Here is a 22,776-nt window from a genome sequence, read left to right as displayed (position 1 = left end):
AACTGACCTGAAAAAGAAACCAGTTCTTGGTCGATGCTGCAGCGAATGGCGGGTTTGAGCCCAGAGTGACGAATGCTGCTTGATCGTCGAATGTCGGCTATGTAGGAGATTGAAAGCGGTTCGCTTCACGAGCTTCTTGCAAAATTGAACCTATGAGGGACCAAAGCTGCACCTAGCGATTGTCCTTACAGCATTGGGTTAAGGAGAGCAGAATGGGCAGGTTTATTGGTCAATTATTAGGCTTCATAGTGGGTGCCGTCATTGGCTTGGCCGTAAGTGGTAGCGTTTTATGTGACCCTATTGTTGTTGCTCCTGACAATATTGAACAAAGACTTTTGGACATAAGCTCAGAGGCTGCAATGATGGTCTTAGTTGAAGGTGGAAATCTCATTAATCGTTGCACCTTAGTTGGTTGGTCGTTCGACCTTGGTAACTTTGGTTTCATGCTTCTAGCTTGGGGCGTACCGTTGCTTTTTGCATGCCTAGGTTGGTTCCTAATTCGTCGGATATGGCGAAAGCCCCGTCAATAAAGTTTATGAAAGCAGCCCTTGGTACTCAATTCTTGAACGGCAGCTTCGTCCCGCGCTGTGGACTTTTGCTTGGGTTTCAGGGAATGTCCGGTTCGGGTCGAGCTTGATTGAAGCTCATCGTAGGGCGCGGCCTTTGCGGATGGCGCTTTTGCCGAACTTTTCGCGGATGCTGTCGGTTGCGCGTTCGATGTCGGAGCGTTTGCCTGCGTCGGGGTCGAGCAGGTCGCCGGCACGGTCGGCGTCATCGGCGGAGACGAGGCCGGAGATACCAGTGCCGATCAGCCGGAACGGCGCTTCGCTTGCAACCTGATCAAACAGACCACGGGCGGTGCGATAGATCACATCAGCCAGCTGGGTGCTGTCGCGCAGCGAGAGCCTGCGGGTGAGCGACTGGAAGTTGGATTTCTTCAGTTTCAGCGTTACCACTTGCCCCGCCAGACCCCGCGCTTTGGCGTTGTCTGCGACTTGCTCGGCGAGACGCCAGAGGTGCCCGTCCAGCAGCTCAAGATTGCCGGTGTCTTCAAAGAAGGTGGTTTCCTTGGAGATTGATTTCACCGGTTCGTGTGCCGAAACGCGGCGCCTGTCTTCGCCGCGGGCGAGGTGATAGAGCCGCGTGCCGAGAGAACCGAAGCGTGCTGTCAGATCTTCCAGCTCCCAGCGGAGCAAGTCGGTGAAGGTGTGTATTCCTGCCTTGGCCAGCGAGGCCTGCGATACGGCCCCCACGCCCCAGATAAGCTTGACCGGTTTATCTTGCAAAAACTCCTGCGTTTCGGCGACGCCGATCACCGAGAAGCCTTTGGGTTTTTCCAAGTCTGACGCAACTTTGGCGAGAAATTTGTTGTGGCTCAGTCCGATAGAGCCTGTGAGGCCGAGCTCGTCTTTCATTCGCTTGATCAACCGCGCGAGCATGACGGCGGGCGGGCGGCCATGCAGGCGTTCGGTGCCTGCGAGGTTCATGAAGGCTTCATCAAGCGAGAGCGGTTCAATCTCGGGGGTGAGTTCAAGCATCATCTCGCGGATGGCGCGCGAGGCTTCAACATATGCGTTCATTCGGGGCGGCACGACCACGCCGTCGGGGCAGAGCTTGAGCGCCTGAAACATTGGCATCGCCGAGCGCACACCGCGGATGCGCGCAACGTAGCAGGCTGTCGAGACAACACCGCGCTTGCCGCCGCCGATGATCACCGGTTTGCTCGCCAGCTCGGGATTGTCGCGTTTTTCGACTGAGGCATAGAAAGCGTCACAGTCCATATGGGCAATGTTGAGGCTGAACAATTCAGGGTGCGAACGCACGCGTGGGCTGCGGCACTCGGGGCAGCGCGCATGGCTTTCAAATGTGGCAAGGCAGTCGCGGCAGAGGCTTGGCATAGGTGCAGCTTAAAGCGCGCTTGGGAGCAATACCACTTGGAAAATGCTGCAAAACACCCCATATTTAACACAACGACTTTAAGAGGGATCAAAACATTGGAACAACTAATAGCTGAATTTTTGGGCGGCAATCTGGTCACGATCATGATCGCCGTCTTTATCATTTTCTGTATTCTGCTTGGGGTTCGAATTGTTCCTCAGTCAGAAAAGCACGTTGTAGAGCGGTTTGGCCGTCTGCGCTCGGTGCTTGGGCCAGGGATCAACTTTATTGTGCCGTTCCTTGACCGTGTGCGTCACAAAGTGAGCATTCTTGAGCGGCAGTTGCCGACAGCCCAACAAGACGCCATCACCAAAGACAACGTTTTGGTGCAGGTCGAAACCAGCGTGTTTTACCGTATTCTCGAACCGGAAAAGACAGTTTACCGGATCCGCGATGTTGACGCCGCGATTGCGACGACGGTTACAGGCATTGTGCGCGCGCAGATCGGCCTGATGGAGCTTGATGAGGTGCAGTCAAACCGCTCGGTTTTGATCAGCCAGATCCAGTCGAGCGTTGAAAGCGCTGTAGATGACTGGGGCATTGAAGTGACCCGGGCCGAGATATTGGATGTGAACCTTGATCAAGCGACACGCGATGCGATGTTGCAGCAACTCAACGCCGAGCGCGAACGCCGCGCTCAGGTGACACGCGCGGAAGGCTCTAAGCGGTCGGTTGAGTTGAACGCAGATGCCGAGCTTTACTCGGCCGAGCAGATCGCCAAAGCGCGGCGGATTGCTGCGGATGCGGAAGCCTATGCGACAGAAGTTGTTGCCAAAGCGATTGCCACCCACGGCATCGAGGCGGCGCAGTATCAGGTTGCGCTCAAGCAGGTTGAAGCACTGGCCACCGTTGGCGCGGGCGAGGGCAAGCAGACGATCTTGCTGCCGGCCAACGCGATGGAAGCCTTTGGTGATGCGTTCAAGATGCTTAAGGGAGGCAAGTGATGGAAGAGGTTGCAAGCACAGAACTTTGGACCAACGGTTGGGCGTGGTTTGCGGCCGCCGTAGCCTTGGGCATACTTGAGCTGTTTGCGCCCGGTTTTATTCTGCTTGGTTTTGCCATCGGTGCTGGTGTCGTGGGCATATTGCTCGGGATCGGTGGGCCGGTGTCGACGTTCCTTGCGGGCTCGTTCGCCACGACGTTTTTGCTGTTTGCCCTGTTCTCGCTGGTTGGCTGGCTTGTCATGCGCCGCGTGGCCGGCGTGCGCCACGGGCAGGTGAAGGTTTGGGAAACCGACATTAACGACGACTAGATCGCAGCATTTTGCCAAAAGAGAAGCCGCCTGCGAAAGCAAGCGGCTTTACTTTTTTGCGCCTTGATCAGGCGAAGTCATCCATTGTGAGGAGCGCGGAACTCACGGTAACCGTTCCCAGCATCTCTCCTGTAACCGCGTGGGTGAGGGTGATCAAAGTGTCAGTGCCATCCTGAAAGGACAAAGACGCTTCGACGTTGTTGCGCAGCACGATCAGATCACCTTCGGCATGAGAGAAGTCGAGCAAGGTGTCGTCGCCATTGTCGGAGGCTCCGAAAATGAAGCGGTCTGCGCCGTCGCCGCCTGAAAGCAAGTCATTGCCAGCGCCGCCAATAAGTTTGTCGTCACCAGCGCCGCCGAGGAGGCGGTCGTCGCCGTTTCCACCGCTGAGCTTGTCGTTCCCGATGCCGCCGTCTAGCGTGTCGTTGCCATTTTGGCCCGCAAGCGTGTCATTGCCCTGAACGCCATGCAGCGCATCGTTGCCACGGCCACCTCTGAGGTAGTCGTTGCCATTGCCGGCATCGACCCAGTCATCGCCGCCACCGGCATTGAGCACATCGTTGCCGTTTTCGCCTTGCATGGTGTCTTCTCCGCGGCCGCCCTTAAGCGTGTCGTTGCCATTTGCGCCCCAGAATTCGTCGTTGCCGGCGCCCCCTTTCAGCAAGTCGTTGCCTTCTCCGCCGAGGAGTTCGTCGTGACCGTTGCCACCAAAAATCTGGTCGTTTCCGCCCTTGCCTGTGAGCAGATCGTCTCCGCCTTCGCCGCGCAGCGTGTCGTCGCCCAAGCCGCCAACGCCCATGTCATCGCCGGCACCGAGGAGGAGCAAGTCGTCGAGGTTATAGCCTTCAACGAAGTTGTTTTCTGCCGTGCCAAAGTAGGCAGATAGCCCGCCCGACATTGCCCAGGTGAGCCAATGCGCGAGGTGGCCGACTGTGGCGTTAGCGTTTCCGTCTTCGTTGTAGATAATGCCGTTGCGAATTTCGAAACCGAGGTGATAGAGCCCGTCAAACACCGAATCGACGAGATCGTCAGTTTCGAGCAGGGAGGTGGCTCCGTCGTCTTGCACGAGGTGAAAGCCGGTCTCGACGTTGCCCTCATCGTTGCCGTGGTGAACGACCCATTCGTCGTAGTAGTTGGCGCGGATATAGTCGTTGAGCGTGTGGACATCAGCGATCGTGATCAACCCGTCTTCAAACAGGTTTTCAGCGTTAATGGCTTCGACGATGATGTTGTTCATGGCGTCGGCCGCTTCGGTTCCGCCGATAATATCTTCCTGCGACACACTTGCAGTCAGACCGGGGTCAGCCCAGATCATGTCGATAATGTTGTCAAAATTGGTCCCAGTGGTGCCTGTCGTTGGAGTTGGCATACGATATCCTTGCAGTTGCGGGCTGTCCGTGAGCGGGCCCTTGGGTTGCGTAAAATCTGCGCGACCCTACCGTCAACTCGACGTCAACGACTGCTTGAAATATGGAAAACTGGCGAAAATGGCGGAGAATCGCGTAGTTTTCGGCCTTGTGAGCGCTGTTTTGCTCAAATTCGCGCGTTTAGCGGTTTGGCGTTCTTGCTTGAGGTGAACCGATCTCGGCCAAAACGTCGCGTGCGGCTTGTGCGGGGTCTGGCGCTTGCCAGATAGGGCGGCCAACGACGATGTGGTCGGCACCGTCGCGTATAGCCATTGCTGGCGTGGCGACGCGCTTTTGATCACCCAGTTCGGCACCAGCAGGGCGCACGCCGGGGGTGACGATAAGCCTGCCGTCTGCGTCTGGCAGATCACGGATCAGTCGTGCTTCTTGCGGTGACGCGATGACGCCATCGGCTCCAGCTTCGAAAGCCCGTCCGGCGCGTTCAAGCACCAGCGCCTGCATCTCACCTTCTTTGATCAGCGATGCGTTCAGATCTTCGCGATCAAGCGACGTGAGGATCGTCACGGCGAGGATCTTCATGTCGCTGCCAGCCGCGCCTTCTTTGGCAGCGCGCACAACATGGGGGTCACCGTGGACTGTGAGAAAATCGAGATCAAACTGCGCAAGGCCACGCACGGCGGCCTCAACCGTTGCGCCGATGTCAAACAGCTTCATATCCAAAAAGATGCGTTTGCCGTGTTCTTGCTTGAGCTCATTGGCCAGAGCCAGCCCGCCGGTTGTCAGCATCCCGAGGCCGATTTTGTAGAACGACACGGCATCGCCGAGGTTCATGGCGAGTTGATGCGCTTCGATCGCGTTTGGCACGTCGAGGGCGACGATCAGGCGGTCGTCTGGTAGCGGCTGTGTCATGGGGTGCTCCGGCTGTTGGTTCGCGGCTGTTTACGCGTGATCATCTGTTGGCGCAAGCGCGGCGCGGTTGCCATAGATCCAGTCCATGTCGGGGCGCTCGGTGCAATACATATGCACCCAGATATAGGCATGCTGAAACAACGCCACAACAAGCGCATTCCAAGAGCCGAACAGCAGGGCTATGGCCCAGAGGCCAAGGAAGGCCACACCATACATACCGTTACTGGTGTAGGCAAAGATGCCTTTGCTGACGAGGGGCATTTGAGCGTAAGCGTCGCGGAAGTGATCGCCGCCCAAGGCGCGGGGGATGGTGAAGTGTTTGAACGTCGAGTGCAGCGCCCAGAGTGCGGGGGCCAGCAAGGCGAGGCCGAGCAGCATTTGCAGGGTTGCGAACTGGGTGATGGGCGTGGCGTCGGCCCATCCAACCATGATCAGCGAGATCGGGCGGGCGATGAGCAGAGGTATGAAGACCAGCGCCCAGACTTTCATGTCATTGTCGCCAAAGCGCTTGGTCAGCCAGTTGAGATGAAGTTGTGTGCGAAAGCCGAGCGCAACGATAACTTGATGCAGTATGGCAAGGCTGATCGAGAGTTTGGCCCATGCAACGCTTGATACGCCGAGGAGGCTTGCGCCTTCGGTTGGTTCGAGCAGGGAAACCGCCCCGAGGGTCATCAGGATTGCGATGCCAATGTGCTGTAACTGGCCTTCAAAAAGGTCGGCGAGGCCCGAACGGGTGCGGATGTCTTCCAATGTGTTCATGGTAGAAGCTTAGAGTGTTTCGCCATTAACCTGAACTATAGATTTATAGCGAAACACGAGCAAAGCCAGCAAGACGGCACCAGCACGGGCCTCTGTGCCTGCGCAAGGGGGGCTTGCGCAGGCAGTAACGTCTTATGCGGCCAGCGGGGGGTGCGTTGGTGCAAAAGGCGTATTTGTCAGGCGGCGCAGGTAGGAGCGCAGGCCCGGGTTATCAGAGCGGTGTTTGCGATAGGCGGCCTCTGTCAGGCTGCGCATCACCAGCGCGTATTCGGCGTCAAGCGGGGCGGTCACAAAGCTCGGATAGGTGTAATCCGTGCCGTTCTCGCTGATAAAAACAACGGCTTCATAGCCGGCAAACTCAAGATTATAGCGGATGCGTGCGATGCGTGTCTGTTTATTGGTCATGTTACGTCTCCTGTTTGAGGCGCGGTTATGCCGCTTGCCTGACACCAACATGGGGGCGAAATGTAACGGTTTAAGGGGCTGCCCACGTTTTCGTGAAAATGTGTGAAGATATGTGCGGATTTCCGCTTGGATGCCCTTGAAGGCCAAAGGGGTGTTCCCCATTTTAATCTCAAGGTTCCCGACGCGACGTATGCCTCTTTTGGGTGCGCCAGCTGGGAAGGCTTATAAAAGGAGAACGATATGAACTTGGAGAAATTCACCGAGCGCGCGCGTGGTTTTTTGCAGTCGGCACAAACTATAGCGATGCGGGAAGACCACCAGCGGGTTATGCCCGAGCACTTGCTTAAGGCCATCATGGATGACAGCGAGGGGCTTGCGAGCAACCTGATCACCAAAGCAGGCGGTGCGCCTCAGCGGGTGAAGGAAGCGGTTGACGCGGCTGTTGGCAAAATTGCCAAAGTGAGCGGCGATACGGGGCAGCCTTACGTTGATAAATCACTTATGAAGGTGCTCGACGAGGCCGAGAGCCTTGCCAAAAAGGCGGGCGACAGTTTTGTGCCGGTCGAGCGGGTCTTGATGGCGCTTGGCATGGTCAAGTCGGCCGCTAAGGAAGCTATGAGTGCGGGCGCTGTGAATGCGCAGGCGTTGAACGCGGCTGTGAATGACATTCGCAAGGGCCGCACGGCAGACAGCGCTAGCGCGGAAGACAGCTATGAGGCGTTGAGCAAGTATGCTTCTGATCTCACCGAGCGCGCTCGAGAGGGCAAGATTGACCCGATCATTGGCCGTGATGACGAGATCAGGCGGACAATGCAGGTTTTGTCCCGCCGCACGAAAAACAACCCTGTTTTGATCGGGGAGCCGGGCGTTGGTAAAACCGCGATCGCTGAAGGCTTGGCCCTACGCATTGTGAACGGCGATGTGCCTGAAAGCCTGCGCAACAAAAAGCTGATGTCGCTCGACATGGGCGCTTTGATAGCTGGCGCGAAGTATCGTGGTGAGTTTGAGGAGCGGCTAAAGGCTGTGCTCAACGAGGTGACCGATGCAGCGGGCGAGATCATCTTGTTTATCGACGAGATGCACACGCTTGTTGGTGCGGGTAAGGCAGACGGCGCGATGGACGCGGCGAACCTGATTAAGCCCGCGCTTGCGCGGGGTGAGTTGCACTGTGTTGGCGCAACGACATTGGACGAATACCGCAAGCACGTTGAGAAAGACGCAGCTTTGGCGCGGCGTTTTCAGCCGGTGTTTACCGAAGAGCCGACTGTGGAAGATACGATCTCTATTCTGCGTGGCATCAAGGAAAAGTATGAGCTTCACCACGGTGTGCGCATCTCTGACAGTGCTTTGGTTGCGGCGGCGACTTTGTCGAACCGCTATATCACTGACCGGTTTTTGCCGGACAAGGCGATTGATTTGATGGACGAGGCCGCGAGCCGTTTGCGCATGGAAGTCGACAGCAAGCCAGAGGAGCTTGATGCGCTTGACCGCCAGATTTTGCAAATGCAGATCGAGGTTGAGGCCTTGAAGGCGGAAGACGATGCGGCGTCGAAGGAGCGCCTCGAACAGCTTGAGAAAGATGTCGGCAACTTGCAGGAGAAGTCGGACGAAATGTCGGCCAACTGGCAAGCGGCACGCGACAAGCTTGAAGGCGCACGCGAGCTGAAAGAGCAGCTTGATCAAGCCCGTGCCGAGGGCGAAATCGCCACGCGGGAGGGCAACCTTGCCCGCGCCGGTGAGCTGCGCTTTGGCGTTATTCCCGAGCTTGAGAAGAAGCTCGCCGTGGCCGAGGCCAGCGAGGGCGATATGACGGTGGAAGAAGCCGTGCGGCCCGAGCACGTGGCGCAAGTTATCGAGCGTTGGACAGGCGTGCCAGCCGGCAAGATGCTGGAAGGCGAGCGCGATAAACTGCTGCATATGGAAGCTGACTTGCATCAGCGGGTTATCGGCCAGAGCAAGGCTGTTACAGCGCTGTCGAACGCGGTGCGACGTGCGCGGGCCGGGCTGAATGACGAGGGGCGGCCTTTGGGCAGTTTCTTGTTCCTCGGGCCAACTGGCGTGGGTAAAACCGAGCTGACCAAAGCGGTTGCCGAGTTCCTGTTTGATGACGAGAACGCGATGACACGGGTTGATATGAGCGAGTTCATGGAGAAGCATGCGGTCAGCCGTTTGATCGGCGCACCTCCCGGCTATGTCGGCTACGACGAGGGCGGTGTGCTGACCGAAGCGGTGCGGCGCAGGCCTTATCAGGTGATCCTGTTTGACGAGGTTGAAAAGGCGCACCCTGATGTGTTCAACGTGCTGTTGCAGGTTCTGGACGACGGTGTTTTGACCGACGGGCAGGGCCGTAAGGTTGACTTCAAGCAGACGCTGATCATCCTGACATCAAACCTCGGCGCGCAGGCTTTGAGCCAACTGCCGGACGGGGCCGATGCCTCCGATGCCAAGCGCGATGTGATGGATGCGGTGCGGGCGCACTTCAGGCCCGAGTTCCTCAACCGGTTGGACGAAACGATCATCTTTGACCGCCTCGCGCGCGATGATATGAGCGGGATTGTCGAAATACAGCTCATGCGCTTGGCGCAGCGGCTGGCGGGTCGCAAGATCACGCTGGATTTGGACGACGCTGCAAAGACCTGGCTTGCCGATGAGGGCTATGACCCTGTCTTCGGGGCGCGGCCTTTGAAACGGGTGATTCAGCGCGCACTTCAAAACCCGCTCGCCGAGGCGATCTTGTCGGGCGATGTGCATGACGGTGATAGCATCGCCGTAAGCGCGGGAGCCGAGGGCTTGATCATCGGTGATCGTGTTGGCAACAGCAGGCGCGAGCCGCCGGAAGATGCAGTCGTGCATTAAGCTATAAAACGAAAAGGGCCGCCCCGATGAGGAGCGGCCCTTACCGTTAGCGCCGGTTTTGGTGAAGCCTTGTCGACGGCAAAGCTATCCTAAAGCGTTTCGAGGTTAAGCTGAGCCACAATTTGATTTCGAAGCGCATTAATAGAGGAAGTCGGCTTCGGTAAGTGTTATGCCTTCGCCGGAGGTGTTTTTGATGGTGATGCTGTCGCTGCCGTTGACGAGTGTGTAACTCTGCCCCGCGCCGATGGTGACGTCGATCATGCCAGAGGCCAGTTGAGCGGAAAAGCTTTGGCCCCATCCGCGCAGGTCGATGAGATCATAGCCATCTTCAAAGTCATTGATCTGATCTTTGCCGCTGCCCGTGGCAAAGACAAACACATCTTCACCTGCACCGCCTGTGAGATGGTCATTGCCCGCACCGCCGACCAGTGTGTCGTCTCCGGCGTTGCCCTTGAGCTTGTCTTTGCGTGCACCGCCGATGAGGAGGTCGTCGCCGGCATTGCCGTTGAGGCTGTCGTTGCCAGCACCACCGCGCAAAGTGTCGTTGCCCTCGCCGCCGCGTAGGGTGTCGTTGCCAGAACCGCCACGCAAAGTGTCGCTGCCCGCGCCTGCGCGAATTATGTCGTGGCCATTGCCTCCGAGAATGCTGTCATCGCCGAGGCTACTGCGGATGTCATCGTTACCGTTACCAGCGTCGATCACATCATCGCCGGCTTTGCTATTGATGGAGTCTTTGCCGTCGTAGCCTTCGATGCTGTCATCATCCTCCGTGCCTGTGATGCGGTTGTCACTATCTGTGCCGTTGATGATGTTGACGCCACTGTCGGGTAGATCGTCACCGCCGAAGTAAACAGCGGACTCAGCTTCGACAAATGCGACGACCTCGGCGAAGTTGTCGGCGACGAGGCTGTGAATGCTGTCCGGAATCGGAAACCCGAGAGGTGCGGGCGCACCGACTGTGGCCTGATAGGTGATCAGGCTTGCGAGAAAATAGAGCGTGTCGGTGCCATGCGGGGCACTGTCAACAAACACGTCGGTTGTTGCGAGGCCAGCGAGCGGGCCACCGTCGGCGAGCAAGCCCGCAAGCACCGGCGCGACTGGAATGAGCGTGATGCTGGCATCGGGGAATTCTGCCTGCAAACTGCTGACATAGCTCAGATACCAGTCGTGATAGTCGGCCTGGTTGAAGGAAAAATAGCTTTGCATCACGGCATTTGAGGGCGGGAAGGCCTCACTGAACAAGCCAAGATCGGACCAACCTTCATAGATGAAGACGTCAGCGGATGGCTGATCTGCGAGGGTGTCACCGATGATGTCGATTGTTGCGGTAAGCGGGCTGTAGCCACTGCCATAGTAGAGCGTGCTGGGGGTTTGGTCTTGAATGAAGTTGGCGGGGGTTATGATCACTTGATCAAAAGTCACATCTTCAAAGCTGTTAACGTCGGAGTCCCAGAGGCCCGCAACGCCCTCAAAGCCCCATTCATTGTTTGGCTCGGGGCGATCGGCAAACTGCTGGAGAAAGCCGTAGCCGCCATTTGCGGCGTAGCTGCCTTCAGTGTGATTGATCAGTTGGTTGAGCCAATAAGGCACGTTGGTCTGGGGGCTGTCGCTGTAGTGATTTACGAGTGAGTTACCATAGAAATACTGACTGAGGTTAACATTTGAGAGAGGTGGCATTCGTCAAAATCCATGTTGTTGGCTTGCATGTTCAGTGCTGCGTCAAGCACTGGTGATACCACGCAGGCAAGCCAATTGGACGATAAATTTGTCGATACCTGGGAAACTGGGCGGAAACTCGCGCTCGATGGCGAAAACTGCAAACTGGCATTTACTGTAATGCCAGTCTTGGTTTTGCGCCGATCGGCTGAGGTAACAAGCGAGTAGGGCGCTGTGATCCGAGATGGGTATTACTCAATTCCGATTGCGGTTTTGGCGATGCGATCAAGCAGTGCTTCGACTTTTTTCATCTCGCCTTCAGGGAAGCTGCGAAAGCCGATCTTGGTTTCGTCGGGTTTGTCAGGCAAGACGATGACGAAGATGTCGTAAGGGCAAAAGACGATGTTCATCGGATCGGCTTCCATCACGTCGCGCGAAATTTTGGCAGAGCAAAAGCTGTAAGTGTCGGCTTTGGAGAACAGGGTGATGTCAGAGCCGACATCGGCTTTTGTGCGCTCGAGCATGTCGCCGACGTGGCTGACACCCTCAATAACCAAACCTTCGTCGATGATTGCGTTCTCCAGGCCGAAGATCACATCTTCAAAGCTGTCTGAAGTCGTGTAGGTGATCATGGTTGAGGTGTCGGCGATTGCGGTCGTGGCCGCGAGCATGGCGAAGGCTGAAAGAAGGGCGCGCATGATGTCTCCTCATGAATTTGTCTGGCAGGTGTGTTAACGCAGCCTATAGTAACAGAAATGCAGTAGAAATGACATATATCAAACAGGGAATGTGATGCAGTTTGCAATGAGTGTGGTGAGCTTTCTGGCTTTGGCCTTTGTGTTTGCGCTAGGCGTTTTGGCGGCGGTGTTGATTGCCATGTATGTGGTTGATCGCCGGCAGAGGGGCGATGCGATCCGGCGCAATTATCCGGTGATCGGGCGGTTCCGGCATGTATTCTCGACTTTAGGAGAGTTCTTCCGGCAATATTTTTTTGCGATGGACCGCGAGGAGATGCCGTTTAACCGAGCACAGCGTGATTGGGTCGAGCGCTCGGCCGAGGGCAAGGGTAACACTGTTGCTTTCGGCTCGACACGCAACTTGGGCATTCCGGGCACAGCGCTGTTTATGAACGCCGCCTTTCCGCCTTTGGATGATCAGTTTGCCAGCAGCGAGCCTTTGGTGATCGGGCCGCAAGCACGCACACCTTATAGTGCACCTTCTTTTTTCAACATTTCGGGCATGTCCTTTGGCGCGTTGTCAAAGCCTGCCGTGCGCGCACTGAGCAAGGGTGCGGCTAAGGCCGGCATTTGGTTGAACACGGGTGAGGGCGGTGTTGCGCCTTACCACCTTGAGGGCGGCGGCGATGTGATCGCGCAGATCGGAACGGCGAAATACGGCGTGCGTGATGAGGCCGGCGCAATGAGTGACGACAAGCTGCGCGAGCTGGCGGCTTTGGACAATATCCGCATGTTCGAGCTGAAGCTGGCGCAGGGGGCGAAGCCGGGCAAGGGCGGGATACTGCCTGCCGAGAAGGTCACTGACGAGATCGCCGCAATTCGGGGTATCACGGCCGGTCGTGCAAGCATTTCGCCCAACCGGCATTTGGAGGCAGGCGATTGGGGTGAGCTTCTCGACATGATCGCGCACATCCGCGAGGTGACTGGCAAGCCTGTCGGCATCAAAACGGTGCTCGGCGGGGACGAGGCCTGGGCGGAGTTCTTTGAGTTGATCGTAGCGCGCGGGGCCGATAGCGCGCCTGACTTTATAACTGTTGATGGCGGCGAGGGCGGCACGGGTGCGGCGCCGATGCCGTTGATTGACCTCGTGGGCATGCCGATCAGAGAAGCGCTGCCGCTGATGTGCGACATGCGCGACAAGCACGGGCTACACGCGCGCATCAGGATTATTGCCAGCGGCAAAATGGTGAACCCGAGCGATGTTGCTTGGGCGATCTGTGCCGGGGCAGACTTTGTCACAGCGGCGCGGGGCTTTATGTTCAGTCTTGGCTGCATTCAGGCTTTAAAGTGCAACAAGAACACCTGCCCGACAGGGATAACCACCCATGATGGCAAGCTGCAGCGGGGGCTGGTTGTTGAAGAGAAATACCTCAAAGTTGCGAATTATGCCAAGCAGGTGATCAAAGAGGTTGAGACCATTGCGCATTCTGTCGGGGTGGCGGAGCCACGCTTGATGACACGCGCGCATGTGCGGCTGGTGCAAGACGACGGCCGTTCAAGGCCGATGAGCGAGCTTTATCCAAGTCACAGTCACAGTCACAGTCACAGTCACTCTCACAGTCACAAGTTATAGTGATCTGGCGAAAACGTGAGAAAGCGTTGGTTGGCGGTTTTGGGAAACGCAGCTAACTTGAGCGGAAACCGGGATAAGGACTGATACTATGGCATTTCGCTGGCGCAACACTCTTAAGGATAGTGACGTAACCGAAGAGAGCGTTTTTTTGAACCGGCGACAGATTATGGCCGGTGTTGCGGGGCTTGGGCTTGTTGGGTCTGCGGCGCGGGCCGAGGCGCTTGAGCCTAACAGCCTTGAGGACATCAGCGGTTACTGCAACTACTACGAGTTCGGCACTGGCAAGGAAGATCCGGCGAAATACGCAGGCCGCCTGACGACAAAGCCTTGGTCGGTGAAGATTGACGGGATGGTCGACAACGCGGGCGACTATGCTTTGGAAGACATTCTTGCGAAGGTGAGCATTGAAGAGCGCATCTACCGGTTTCGCTGTGTCGAAGCCTGGAGCATGGTTGTGCCCTGGAACGGCTTTGAGCTTGCCGACTTGTTGGCCCTCGCAGGTGTGCAGAGCGGGGCGAAGTATGTTGCTTTTGAAACTGCGCTGAGGCCCGACGAAATGCCAGGGGTGAAATACCCTGTCCTTGATTGGCCCTATGTTGAAGGTTTACGGCTTGATGAGGCGATGCACCCGCTCACGATAATGGCCGCCGGGATTTACGGCAAAGAGCTCCCCAACCAGAACGGTGCACCGCTGCGGCTAGTTGTGCCCTGGAAGTATGGCTTCAAAAGCATCAAGTCGATCGTGCGGATAACCCTGACAGACAAAGAGCCGGCGACCAGTTGGAACAAGGCCAATGCCCGCGAATATGGCTTTTATAGCAATGTGAACCCCGAGGTTGATCATCCACGCTGGTCACAGGCGACGGAACGCAAACTTGGCGGCGGGCTGTTTGCCGGGCGCGAACCGACGCTCATGATGAACGGCTATGGAGAGGATGTGGCCAGCCTCTATGAAGGCATGGACTTGAAAGCCAACTTTTGACGCAGTCTTTAGGTGTTCCGCGCGATATGTGTATTCAAGAGTGCAAGGAATGTGTCGCGCTGGGAAATGTAGCGCATGGTGTAGAGCGGCTTGGCGTTATGGAATGTGAGTTTCAGCAAGCCCTCTTTGTGAAGGGTTTGCACTTGCGACAATCCATCCAAATCACGGGTTTGCGCAAAGAGCGAGTTTCCGTAGCTTGTGATCGTATTGCCCTCAAGCCGGATGCGGCAAACAAAGTTGAGCATGATCCACTGATAGAGCGCCAAGAACAGAGTTATGCCAAGCAGCGCCTTGCCGACGAAAGTTTGTCCGTCAGTCAGCGATATCTGCATGTTGCTGAGATCAATGATCAACAAAATCGAGAGCATGACCGCAGGGATAAGCAGTCTAGCGCCCCATGTGGGCCGGAAGACTTGTTTGCTGTTGCTTGCGCTGTCGTGAAGCGCCGCGTTGACGTGAGGCACAAGAGAGTAAGTCATATGCGTGGTCCTGTAACTGCTGTTTTTTGTCGAAGCTTGCGAAACGATTGCGCCGAATTTGTGAAACGGGTCGGGCGGAACTGTGGGGCTTTGAAGGCTCTCGAAAAGGCACCTAAATGACGCCCGCAATGAAGCCGATTTCCGACCACCTAAATGCCCTTGTAAAACGGGTTCCGGCATGGCCCCTATATATACTGTGTATGGGGCATGTTTTCTGGCTGTTCTATCAAGGCCTAAATGGGGCGCTTGGGCCGGAGCCGATCAAGGCGCTAGAGCATGCTTACGGAGAGGCCGGGCTGAAGGTTTTGATTGCGGTTTTGGCGGTGACACCGCTGCGCAAGTACGTGGGGCTGAACCTGTTGAAGTTCCGCCGCGCGCTGGGGCTGAGTGCGTTCATATATATACTGTCGCATTTGTTGGTCTGGCTGGTGCTTGATCTTGGCAATGTGGCGCTGATCTGGGCCGATATTGTGAAGCGCCCCTATATAACTGTCGGTATGGTGGGATTTGCGCTGCTTCTGCCGCTGGCAGCGACGTCTAACAACGCTTCGATCCGCCGACTCGGCGCAACGCGCTGGCGAAAACTACACAAGCTTACCTATCTGGCGGCGATTCTTGGTGCGGCGCACTTCATAATGCTGGTGAAAGGCATTCAGATTGAGCCGCTGGTGTTTATGGCCGTGATTCTGGGGCTGATTGGCACGCGATTCTGGGCCAGGCTGGCAAAGACTGCCTGAATCGGCAGTGATTTGGCAGTGATTTGGTGGTGACTTGGCTGTGAATCGGGCTAGCGACTCGCTGAATGGGTGAGAATCTTCTCTTCAGAGCATGAATTTTCAAATGAATCGGTGATTTGGGGTGATTCATTTGGAGCGATTCAGGTGAATCGGAGGAAAATTGCGAGTCGGATTGATGAATCGGAGCGCGATTCACCAGATTGCGCGGTGAGTCTTGTTGCTCAGCCTGTGGATAACTCAATATCTGGGTTCTGTAGCCAGTCATTGCAGCAATAATCTTGCTTAGGAGCGGTGATCGGCGGAATTATCAACAAGTAACCCCCTCAAAACATAGGAAAAATCAGAAACATGTAAAAAAAATGACATTCGGTGAAAAAAGGGGTTGCGGGTCTCAGCTACTAACCTTAGAACCCCCCTTACCGGACGAGCAGAGACGCTCCAACGGGCCGCCAAACAGACCAACGGAGCGACGCTCCAGCGGGACGGGAGGCAAGAATATTGAGGGATCTGAGGCGGGGCGCGCCAACAAGTTAGGGCGCATCCAGTCACTTTTGTCTCTGAGGCTTCGGTCTCGACGCTCTTTGAAATTGATATTAACTGAAGAGATATGTGGGCGGTTTGGTTCATTCGATGGATCAACCTCTTCATATCAACTACCTAGCGAAGGCTTCGGCCCTAGCGATTATGGATAGTCAGCTTCACTGTTTGGACGGCTTCTAGTTATCTTTGATAACTTCAAGCACGATAAACAGAGAAAACGCCATATGATTTCAGTAAGGTCATATGGTGATGTGCAGAGGTTCGACGTCAAGGTTAAGCAAGCAATTGCTTTTCAACTTGAGAGTTTGATCCTGGCTCAGAACGAACGCTGGCGGCAGGCCTAACACATGCAAGTCGAGCGCACCCTTCGGGGCGAGCGGCGGACGGGTTAGTAACGCGTGGGAACATACCCCTTTCTACGGAATAGCCTCGGGAAACTGAGAGTAATACCGTATACGCCCTTCGGGGGAAAGATTTATCGGAGAGGGATTGGCCCGCGTTAGATTAGATAGTTGGTGAGGTAACGGCTCACCAAGTCAACGATCTATAGCTGGTTTTAGAGGATGATCAGCAACACTGGGACTGAGACACGGCCCAGACTCCTACGGGAGGCAGCAGTGGGGAATCTTAGACAATGGGCGCAAGCCTGATCTAGCCATGCCGCGTGTGTGATGAAGGCCCTAGGGTCGTAAAGCACTTTCGCCAGAGATGATAATGACAGTATCTGGTAAAGAAACCCCGGCTAACTCCGTGCCAGCAGCCGCGGTAATACGGAGGGGGTTAGCGTTGTTCGGAATTACTGGGCGTAAAGCGTACGTAGGCGGATTAGTCAGTCAGAGGTGAAATCCCAGGGCTCAACCCTGGAACTGCCTTTGAAACTGCTAGTCTTGAGTTCGAGAGAGGTGAGTGGAATTCCAAGTGTAGAGGTGAAATTCGTAGATATTTGGAGGAACACCAGTGGCGAAGGCGGCTCACTGGCTCGATACTGACGCTGAGGTACGAAAGTGTGGGGAGCAAACAGGATTAGATACCCTGGTAGTCCACACCGTAAACGATGAATGCCAGTCGTCGGGCAGTATACTGTTCGGTGACACACCTAACGGATTAAGCATTCCGCCTGGGGAGTACGGTCGCAAGATTAAAACTCAAAGGAATTGACGGGGGCCCGCACAAGCGGTGGAGCATGTGGTTTAATTCGAAGCAACGCGCAGAACCTTACCAACCCTTGACATCCTATGACAACCTGAGAGATCAGGCTTTCCTTCGGGACATAGTGACAGGTGCTGCATGGCTGTCGTCAGCTCGTGTCGTGAGATGTTCGGTTAAGTCCGGCAACGAGCGCAACCCACATCTTTAGTTGCCAGCAGTTCGGCTGGGCACTCTAGAGAAACTGCCCGTGATAAGCGGGAGGAAGGTGTGGATGACGTCAAGTCCTCATGGCCCTTACGGGTTGGGCTACACACGTGCTACAATGGTGCATACAGTGAGTTAATCTCCAAAATGCATCTCAGTTCGGATTGGGGTCTGCAACTCGACCCCATGAAGTCGGAATCGCTAGTAATCGCGTAACAGCATGACGCGGTGAATACGTTCCCGGGCCTTGTACACACCGCCCGTCACACCATGGGAGTTGGTTCTACCCGACGGCCGTGCGCTAACCTTTCGAGGAGGCAGCGGACCACGGTAGGATCAGCGACTGGGGTGAAGTCGTAACAAGGTAGCCGTAGGGGAACCTGCGGCTGGATCACCTCCTTTCTAAGGATGTTCTGGCAGATGAGCTTGCTCATTTCGACGAACACTTAGCAGCTACTTCGGTAGCATATAGAGACACTTCGGTGTCTCAAACCGGACCGGACCGTCCTCATATCTCTTCAGAAACAAATTTCAGACCTGCCGGTCTGTATGGGTCGGTAGCTCAGGTGGTTAGAGCGCACGCCTGATAAGCGTGAGGTCGGAGGTTCAAGTCCTCCTCGACCCACCATTTCCTTAAGGGGCCTTAGCTCAGCTGGGAGAGCGCCTGATTTGCATTCAGGAGGTCAGGAGTTCGATCCTCCTAGGCTCCACCAAGGAACAACACCTTAAGATCAAATCTTCAAGCAGCACACGCTGTTTGAACGTCTGATCTTTCAGACGAAGACGTTTCATTCTTAGAATGAGCGTTATTGACATCGTATAGAGAGATATCAAAAATCAACACTGTTGGTTTCCGCGAGTAAGTGGATAACCTCAGATTGGTGCCCTTCGGGGCGAGCTTTAGGCAAGATTGTTTCCTCGATCAGTTCTAGAGTATGCCAGCCTGAAAAGAACAGAGTTGTCCAAGTCAAGTACACTAACCAAGTTGAAGTTCGCACGGACTTCAACTGAAACGCGGTCTTGTTCATACCAAGATCGTAGTTTTTGTCAGGCCTTATAGGCCTGGCGGGAAAATGTATGCTTTTGATACCAGAATAAGGACACCTGCTTTGAACCAGCTTGGTGTCGCGACATGCGCAAGCCTGTCTTTTTCTGGATCAAATCAAGCGCGAGAAGGGCGTTTGGTGAATGCCTTGGCAGTAAGAGGCGATGAAAGACGTGATACTCTGCGATAAGTCATGGGGAGCTGAGAATAAGCTTTGATCCATGAATTTCTGAATGGGGGAACCCACCTGACAGTTTACTATAATTACTTCGGTAATTTATAGTCGGCTGAACCAGGTATTTATAGACTGAATACATAGGTTTATAAAAGCAAACCCGGGGAACTGAAACATCTAAGTACCCGGAGGAAAGGAAATCAATTGATACTCCCCTAGTAGCGGCGAGCGAACGGGGACCAGCCGAGCCTCAATTGTGATTAGAATGGTCTGGAATGGCCAACCATAGTGGGTGACAGTCCCGTATAAGAAGCATGAGAGGACGTATTAAGTAGGGCGGAACACGTGAAATTCTGTCTGAAGATCGGAGGACCACCTTCGAAGGCTAAGTACTCCTTACTGACCGATAGTGAACCAGTACCGTGAGGGAAAGGTGAAAAGCACCCCGACGAGGGGAGTGAAACAGCTCCTGAAACCGAACGCCTACAATCAGTCGGAGCCTCCTTGAGAGGTGACGGCGTACCTTTTGTATAATGGGTCATCGACTTGGTCTATCTAGCAAGCTTAAGCCGTTAGGTGTAGGCGCAGCGAAAGCGAGTCTTAATAGGGCGAATGAGTTAGATGGATCAGACCCGAAACCGAGTGATCTAGGCATGACCAGGTTGAAGGTAAGGTAACACTTACTGGAGGACCGAACCCACACCTGTTGAAAAAGGTCGGGATGAGTTGTGCCTAGGGGTGAAAGGCCAATCAAACTCGGAGATAGCTGGTTCTCCGCGAAATCTATTTAGGTAGAGCGTCAGACGAATACCCCGGGGGGTAGAGCACTGAATGGGTAATGGGGGCCTACAGCCTTACTGATCCTAATCAAACTCCGAATACCCGGGAGTAATATCTGGCAGACACACTGCGGATGCTAACGTCCGTAGTGAAGAGGGAAACAACCCTGACCTCCAGCTAAGGCCCCTAATTCATGGCTAAGTGGGAAAGCAGGTGGGACGACCAAAACAACCAGGAGGTTGGCTTAGAAGCAGCCATCCTTTAAAGATAGCGTAACAGCTCACTGGTCTAAATAAGTTGTCCTGCGGCGAAGATGTAACGGGGCTCAAGCCATGAGCCGAAGCTGAGGATGCACATAGTGCATGGTAGCGGAGCGTAGTGTGACATAGTTCCATGCGTCTTTAGCCTTCTTCGGAAGGTGTTGGACGCAAGGAGCTTTCAGTGAAGCGGGCGCGTGAGCGATCCCGTGGAGAGATCACTAGTGAGAATGATGACATGAGTAGCGACAAACAGGGTGAGAGACCCTGTCGCCGAAAGTCCAAGGGTTCCTGCTTAAAGCTAATCTGAGCAGGGTAAGCCGGCCCCTAAGGCGAGGCAGAAATGCGTAGCCGATGGGAACCACGTTAATATTCGTGGGCCAGGAGGATGTGACGGATCCCGAAGATTGTTTCCCCTTATTGGATTGGGGAGGCCGTTTAGGGGTTCCTGGAAATAGCCCTCCATCAGACCGTACCCTAAACCAACACAGGTGGACTGGTAGAGAATACCAAGGCGCTTGAGAGAACTATCTTGAAGGAACTCGGCAAAATACCTCCGTAAGTTCGCGAGAAGGAGGCCCAGTTCTTACGCAAGTAATGACTGGGGGCACAAACTAGGGGGTGGCGACTGTTTACTAAAAACACAGGGCTCTGCGAAGTCGCAAGACGACGTATAGGGTCTGACGCCTGCCCGGTGCCTGAAGGTTAAAAGGAGGGGTGAGAGCTCTGAATTGAAGCCCAGGTAAACGGCGGCCGTAACTATAACGGTCCTAAGGTAGCGAAATTCCTTGTCGGGTAAGTTCCGACCTGCACGAATGGCGTAACGACTTCCCCGCTGTCTCCAAGATAGACTCAGCGAAATTGAATTGCCTGTCAAGATGCAGGCTTCCCGCGGTTAGACGGAAAGACCCCGTGCACCTTTACTACAGCTTCACATTGGCATTAGGCCGAGCATGTGCAGGATAGGTGGTGGGCTTTGAAGCGAAAACGCCAGTTTTCGTGGAGCCTCCCTTGAGATACCACCCTTGCTCTGCTTGATGTCTAACCGCGGTCCATTATCTGGATCCGGGACCCTGTGTGGCGGGTAGTTTGACTGGGGCGGTCGCCTCCTAAAGCGTAACGGAGGCGCGCGAAGGTTGGCTCAGAGCGGTCGGAAATCGCTCGTTGAGTGCAATGGCAGAAGCCAGCCTGACTGCGAGACTGACAAGTCGAGCAGAGTCGAAAGACGGCCATAGTGATCCGGTGGTCCCGAGTGGAAGGGCCATCGCTCAACGGATAAAAGGTACGCCGGGGATAACAGGCTGATACTGCCCAAGAGTCCATATCGACGGCAGTGTTTGGCACCTCGATGTCGGCTCATCTCATCCTGGGGCTGGAGCAGGTCCCAAGGGTACGGCTGTTCGCCGTTTAAAGAGGTACGTGAGCTGGGTTTAGAACGTCGTGAGACAGTTCGGTCCCTATCTGCCGTGGGTGTAGGATACTTGAGAGGAGTTGCCCCTAGTACGAGAGGACCGGGGTGAACGATCCACTGGTGTACCAGTTGTTCCGCCAGGAGCAGTGCTGGGTAGCTATGATCGGACAGGATAACCGCTGAAGGCATCTAAGCGGGAAGCCCCCCTCAAAACAAGGTATCCCTGAGGGCCGAGGTAGACCACCTCGTCGATAGGCCAGAGATGTAAGTGCGGTAACGCATTCAGTTGACTGGTACTAATTGCCCGATAGGCTTGATTTGATCCAGTAAAAGCTAGGCTTTAACTGATCATCATCAGCATACACTTACTAAAAGTATTGCCTGACTTGGATTTTGATAGACCTTATTTAGTTTGGTGGTCATAGCACAAGCGAAACACCCGGCTCCATCCCGAACCCGGTCGTTAAGCGCTGTTGCGCCAATGGTACTGCATCTTAAGGTGTGGGAGAGTAGGTCACTGCCAAACTTAATAAGGTCTATCAATTCGCTGTCAATCGGCAGCGTTGATGTCTCTCTTTCGATGCCTCAAACCCTAAAATTCGAGTTTGAGGCACTTTTTGGCGCGGGATGGAGCAGTCCGGTAGCTCGTCAGGCTCATAACCTGAAGGTCGTAGGTTCAAATCCTACTCCCGCAACCAAAATAAACCAACAAATACAACACGTTAACAGCCGCCCTCGTGCGGCTTTTTGCGTTGCCGTTTCAGGCGGTGCTACGCTGGTGCTACGTTTTGGGCTTATCTGCGTTTTCCGTTATCCTACCAGGATGTGATCGATCTGCTGTCTGAACGTGGCATATCGGTAGATCGGTCTACGGTTTATCGATGGGTCCAGAAATTTGGACCTGAACTGACCAAGCGAACCGAGAAGCATCTGCGTCGCGCCAGCGTCGATTTGCATATGGATAAGACCTACATCCGTGTCGGCGGCAAGTGGTGATACCTCTGGCGCGCAATTGATGCGAACGGTCAAATGGTTGACTTACGCCTCACTGCACAGCGGGACGCGAAAGCAGCCAAAGCCTTTCTGAACAAAGCAATCGAGCGTGTCAGGCTCCACCGCCCGGTGACAATTGTCACCGACAAAGCGCAAGCGTATCGGCGCGTCATACGCGAAATCAATCATCGCTATGATCCACATTTCGATAGCATCCGGCATATCGACCGAAAATGGAGGAACAATCGGATTGAAAGCGACCACGCCGCCATGAAACGGTTACTTGGATATCGACAAAGGCGACCCTCAGCGGGATCGAAACAATCCGAACCATCAAACGCGGCCACATCCATCAAAACCAATCAGGTGTTCTGGGCGAGATCCAGTCTGTCTGCCAACTCTTCGCAACCGCATGATCCACCGAGTCCACAAACCTCCCCACCGACATAAGTCAATTAATGCAACAGTCCCGTTCAGTTTGCGTCGATCGCAACAGTCCCCTGTTTTTTCAGTCTGAAAATCTAGCGGTATTAATTTCTAGAGCAACGCCCTTATTCTTGATATGGGTTACT

General features: G+C 55.0%; 15 protein-coding genes, 3 tRNA genes, 3 rRNA genes and 1 pseudogene. 14 read left to right on the top strand and 8 right to left on the bottom strand.

Annotation, left to right across the window (positions count from 1 at the left end; all coding sequences use genetic code 11):
* Nucleotides 1-212: 212 nt before the first annotated feature.
* A complete protein-coding gene (locus tag KO498_RS14920) occupies nucleotides 213-530 on the top strand; it encodes a hypothetical protein (RefSeq protein WP_215960717.1) in 318 nt (105 codons plus the stop codon).
* Nucleotides 531-644: 114 nt separating this feature from the next.
* On the opposite strand, the gene KO498_RS14915 is transcribed toward KO498_RS14920, so the two are convergent.
* Nucleotides 645-1,898 (bottom strand): DNA polymerase IV, encoded by a 1,254-nt coding sequence (locus tag KO498_RS14915; protein WP_215960716.1) that lies wholly within the window; start codon nucleotides 1,896-1,898, stop codon nucleotides 645-647.
* A 144-nt stretch (nucleotides 1,899-2,042) separates the two neighbouring features.
* On the opposite strand from KO498_RS14915, the gene KO498_RS14910 reads away from it, so the two are divergent.
* Together KO498_RS14910 and KO498_RS14905 are read left to right on the top strand one after the other, a co-directional pair.
* Nucleotides 2,043-2,882 carry an SPFH domain-containing protein gene (locus tag KO498_RS14910; protein ID WP_215960797.1) on the top strand — a complete coding sequence of 280 codons (840 nt, stop codon included), beginning with the start codon at nucleotides 2,043-2,045 and terminating at the stop codon, nucleotides 2,880-2,882.
* Nucleotides 2,882-3,190, top strand: coding sequence for an NfeD family protein (locus KO498_RS14905; protein WP_215960715.1), 309 nt, complete (start codon nucleotides 2,882-2,884; stop codon nucleotides 3,188-3,190). The genes KO498_RS14910 and KO498_RS14905 overlap by 1 nt, the downstream gene beginning before the upstream one ends.
* Nucleotides 3,191-3,257: 67 nt before the next feature.
* On the opposite strand, the gene KO498_RS18355 is transcribed toward KO498_RS14905, so the two are convergent.
* From KO498_RS18355 to KO498_RS14885, 4 genes are all read right to left on the bottom strand, one after another.
* Nucleotides 3,258-4,559: a calcium-binding protein gene (locus KO498_RS18355; RefSeq protein WP_215960714.1), complete on the bottom strand. Its 1,302-nt coding sequence runs from the start codon at nucleotides 4,557-4,559 to the stop codon at nucleotides 3,258-3,260.
* 178 nt (nucleotides 4,560-4,737) lie between these two features.
* On the bottom strand, nucleotides 4,738-5,466 hold the full coding sequence (pyrF, locus tag KO498_RS14895) for an orotidine-5'-phosphate decarboxylase (protein ID WP_215960713.1): 729 nt from the start codon (nucleotides 5,464-5,466) through the stop codon (nucleotides 4,738-4,740).
* 30 nt (nucleotides 5,467-5,496) lie between these two features.
* Nucleotides 5,497-6,225: a phosphatidylethanolamine N-methyltransferase family protein gene (locus KO498_RS14890; protein WP_215960712.1), complete on the bottom strand. Its 729-nt coding sequence runs from the start codon at nucleotides 6,223-6,225 to the stop codon at nucleotides 5,497-5,499.
* A 132-nt stretch (nucleotides 6,226-6,357) separates the two neighbouring features.
* The gene (locus KO498_RS14885; protein ID WP_215960711.1) at nucleotides 6,358-6,630 is read right to left on the bottom strand and encodes a hypothetical protein; all 273 of its coding nucleotides are present in this window, start codon (nucleotides 6,628-6,630) and stop codon (nucleotides 6,358-6,360) included.
* Between the two features lie 240 nt (nucleotides 6,631-6,870).
* On the opposite strand from KO498_RS14885, the gene clpB reads away from it, so the two are divergent.
* On the top strand, nucleotides 6,871-9,486 hold the full coding sequence (gene clpB, locus KO498_RS14880) for an ATP-dependent chaperone ClpB (protein WP_215960710.1): 2,616 nt from the start codon (nucleotides 6,871-6,873) through the stop codon (nucleotides 9,484-9,486).
* A gap of 138 nt (nucleotides 9,487-9,624) precedes the next feature.
* Here clpB and KO498_RS14875 read toward each other — a convergent pair whose 3' ends face one another.
* A complete protein-coding gene (locus KO498_RS14875) occupies nucleotides 9,625-11,163 on the bottom strand; it encodes a calcium-binding protein (RefSeq protein WP_215960709.1) in 1,539 nt (512 codons plus the stop codon).
* Nucleotides 11,164-11,393: 230 nt separating this feature from the next.
* Nucleotides 11,394-11,840: a DUF302 domain-containing protein gene (locus KO498_RS14870; protein ID WP_215960708.1), complete on the bottom strand. Its 447-nt coding sequence runs from the start codon at nucleotides 11,838-11,840 to the stop codon at nucleotides 11,394-11,396.
* A gap of 94 nt (nucleotides 11,841-11,934) precedes the next feature.
* Here KO498_RS14870 and KO498_RS14865 point away from each other — a divergent pair, with 94 nt between their 5' ends.
* Together KO498_RS14865 and msrP are read left to right on the top strand one after the other, a co-directional pair.
* Complete coding sequence (locus KO498_RS14865) at nucleotides 11,935-13,452, top strand: FMN-binding glutamate synthase family protein (protein WP_215960707.1); 1,518 nt, start codon at nucleotides 11,935-11,937, stop codon at nucleotides 13,450-13,452.
* A gap of 88 nt (nucleotides 13,453-13,540) precedes the next feature.
* Entirely contained in the window at nucleotides 13,541-14,434 is an 894-nt protein-coding gene (msrP, locus tag KO498_RS14860) for a protein-methionine-sulfoxide reductase catalytic subunit MsrP (RefSeq protein ID WP_215960706.1), read from the top strand.
* An 8-nt stretch (nucleotides 14,435-14,442) separates the two neighbouring features.
* Here the strand turns inward: msrP and KO498_RS14855 are convergent, their stop codons facing one another.
* Nucleotides 14,443-14,913: a hypothetical protein gene (locus tag KO498_RS14855; protein WP_215960705.1), complete on the bottom strand. Its 471-nt coding sequence runs from the start codon at nucleotides 14,911-14,913 to the stop codon at nucleotides 14,443-14,445.
* A 116-nt stretch (nucleotides 14,914-15,029) separates the two neighbouring features.
* Between KO498_RS14855 and msrQ the strand changes: the two genes are divergently transcribed.
* The 8 genes and pseudogenes from msrQ to KO498_RS18475 all read left to right on the top strand — a co-directional run bounded on the left by msrQ (nucleotide 15,030) and on the right by KO498_RS18475 (nucleotide 22,620).
* Complete coding sequence (msrQ, locus tag KO498_RS14850) at nucleotides 15,030-15,650, top strand: protein-methionine-sulfoxide reductase heme-binding subunit MsrQ (protein ID WP_252731468.1); 621 nt, start codon at nucleotides 15,030-15,032, stop codon at nucleotides 15,648-15,650.
* Nucleotides 15,651-16,483: 833 nt separating this feature from the next.
* A 16S ribosomal RNA gene (locus KO498_RS14845) occupies nucleotides 16,484-17,945 on the top strand.
* 149 nt (nucleotides 17,946-18,094) lie between these two features.
* Nucleotides 18,095-18,171 (top strand) — tRNA-Ile (locus tag KO498_RS14840).
* Nucleotides 18,172-18,180: 9 nt separating this feature from the next.
* Nucleotides 18,181-18,256, top strand: a tRNA-Ala gene (locus KO498_RS14835).
* 447 nt (nucleotides 18,257-18,703) lie between these two features.
* A 23S ribosomal RNA gene (locus KO498_RS14830) occupies nucleotides 18,704-21,532 on the top strand.
* A gap of 90 nt (nucleotides 21,533-21,622) precedes the next feature.
* Nucleotides 21,623-21,737, top strand: a 5S ribosomal RNA gene (gene rrf, locus KO498_RS14825).
* The 16S, 23S and 5S rRNA genes sit together here with 3 tRNA genes alongside, the layout of an rRNA operon.
* Before the next feature lie 95 nt (nucleotides 21,738-21,832).
* A tRNA-Met gene (locus KO498_RS14820) sits at nucleotides 21,833-21,909 on the top strand.
* Nucleotides 21,910-21,958: 49 nt separating this feature from the next.
* Nucleotides 21,959-22,620, top strand: a pseudogene (locus tag KO498_RS18475) (IS6 family transposase).
* Nucleotides 22,621-22,776: the final 156 nt, after the last annotated feature.

The organism is Lentibacter algarum (genome assembly GCF_018860975.1).
In the GTDB taxonomy this organism is placed as follows: Bacteria; Pseudomonadota; Alphaproteobacteria; order Rhodobacterales; family Rhodobacteraceae; genus Lentibacter; species Lentibacter algarum_A.
This window is presented reverse-complemented; position numbering and strand designations above follow the sequence as displayed.

Excerpts from the sequence above, each read along its gene's own strand:
- KO498_RS14920 (WP_215960717.1), top strand. The coding sequence starts at position 213 with ATGGGCAGGTTTATTGGTCAATTATTAGGCTTCATAGTGGGTGCCGTC.
- KO498_RS14915 (WP_215960716.1), bottom strand. The coding sequence starts at position 1,898 with ATGCCAAGCCTCTGCCGCGACTGCCTTGCCACATTTGAAAGCCATGCG.
- KO498_RS14910 (WP_215960797.1), top strand. The coding sequence starts at position 2,043 with ATGATCGCCGTCTTTATCATTTTCTGTATTCTGCTTGGGGTTCGAATT.
- KO498_RS14905 (WP_215960715.1), top strand. The coding sequence starts at position 2,882 with ATGGAAGAGGTTGCAAGCACAGAACTTTGGACCAACGGTTGGGCGTGG.
- KO498_RS18355 (WP_215960714.1), bottom strand. The coding sequence starts at position 4,559 with ATGCCAACTCCAACGACAGGCACCACTGGGACCAATTTTGACAACATT.
- pyrF (WP_215960713.1), bottom strand. The coding sequence starts at position 5,466 with ATGACACAGCCGCTACCAGACGACCGCCTGATCGTCGCCCTCGACGTG.
- KO498_RS14890 (WP_215960712.1), bottom strand. The coding sequence starts at position 6,225 with ATGAACACATTGGAAGACATCCGCACCCGTTCGGGCCTCGCCGACCTT.
- KO498_RS14885 (WP_215960711.1), bottom strand. The coding sequence starts at position 6,630 with ATGACCAATAAACAGACACGCATCGCACGCATCCGCTATAATCTTGAG.
- clpB (WP_215960710.1), top strand. The coding sequence starts at position 6,871 with ATGAACTTGGAGAAATTCACCGAGCGCGCGCGTGGTTTTTTGCAGTCG.
- KO498_RS14875 (WP_215960709.1), bottom strand. The coding sequence starts at position 11,163 with ATGCCACCTCTCTCAAATGTTAACCTCAGTCAGTATTTCTATGGTAAC.
- KO498_RS14870 (WP_215960708.1), bottom strand. The coding sequence starts at position 11,840 with ATGCGCGCCCTTCTTTCAGCCTTCGCCATGCTCGCGGCCACGACCGCA.
- KO498_RS14865 (WP_215960707.1), top strand. The coding sequence starts at position 11,935 with ATGCAGTTTGCAATGAGTGTGGTGAGCTTTCTGGCTTTGGCCTTTGTG.
- msrP (WP_215960706.1), top strand. The coding sequence starts at position 13,541 with ATGGCATTTCGCTGGCGCAACACTCTTAAGGATAGTGACGTAACCGAA.
- KO498_RS14855 (WP_215960705.1), bottom strand. The coding sequence starts at position 14,913 with ATGACTTACTCTCTTGTGCCTCACGTCAACGCGGCGCTTCACGACAGC.
- msrQ (WP_252731468.1), top strand. The coding sequence starts at position 15,030 with ATGACGCCCGCAATGAAGCCGATTTCCGACCACCTAAATGCCCTTGTA.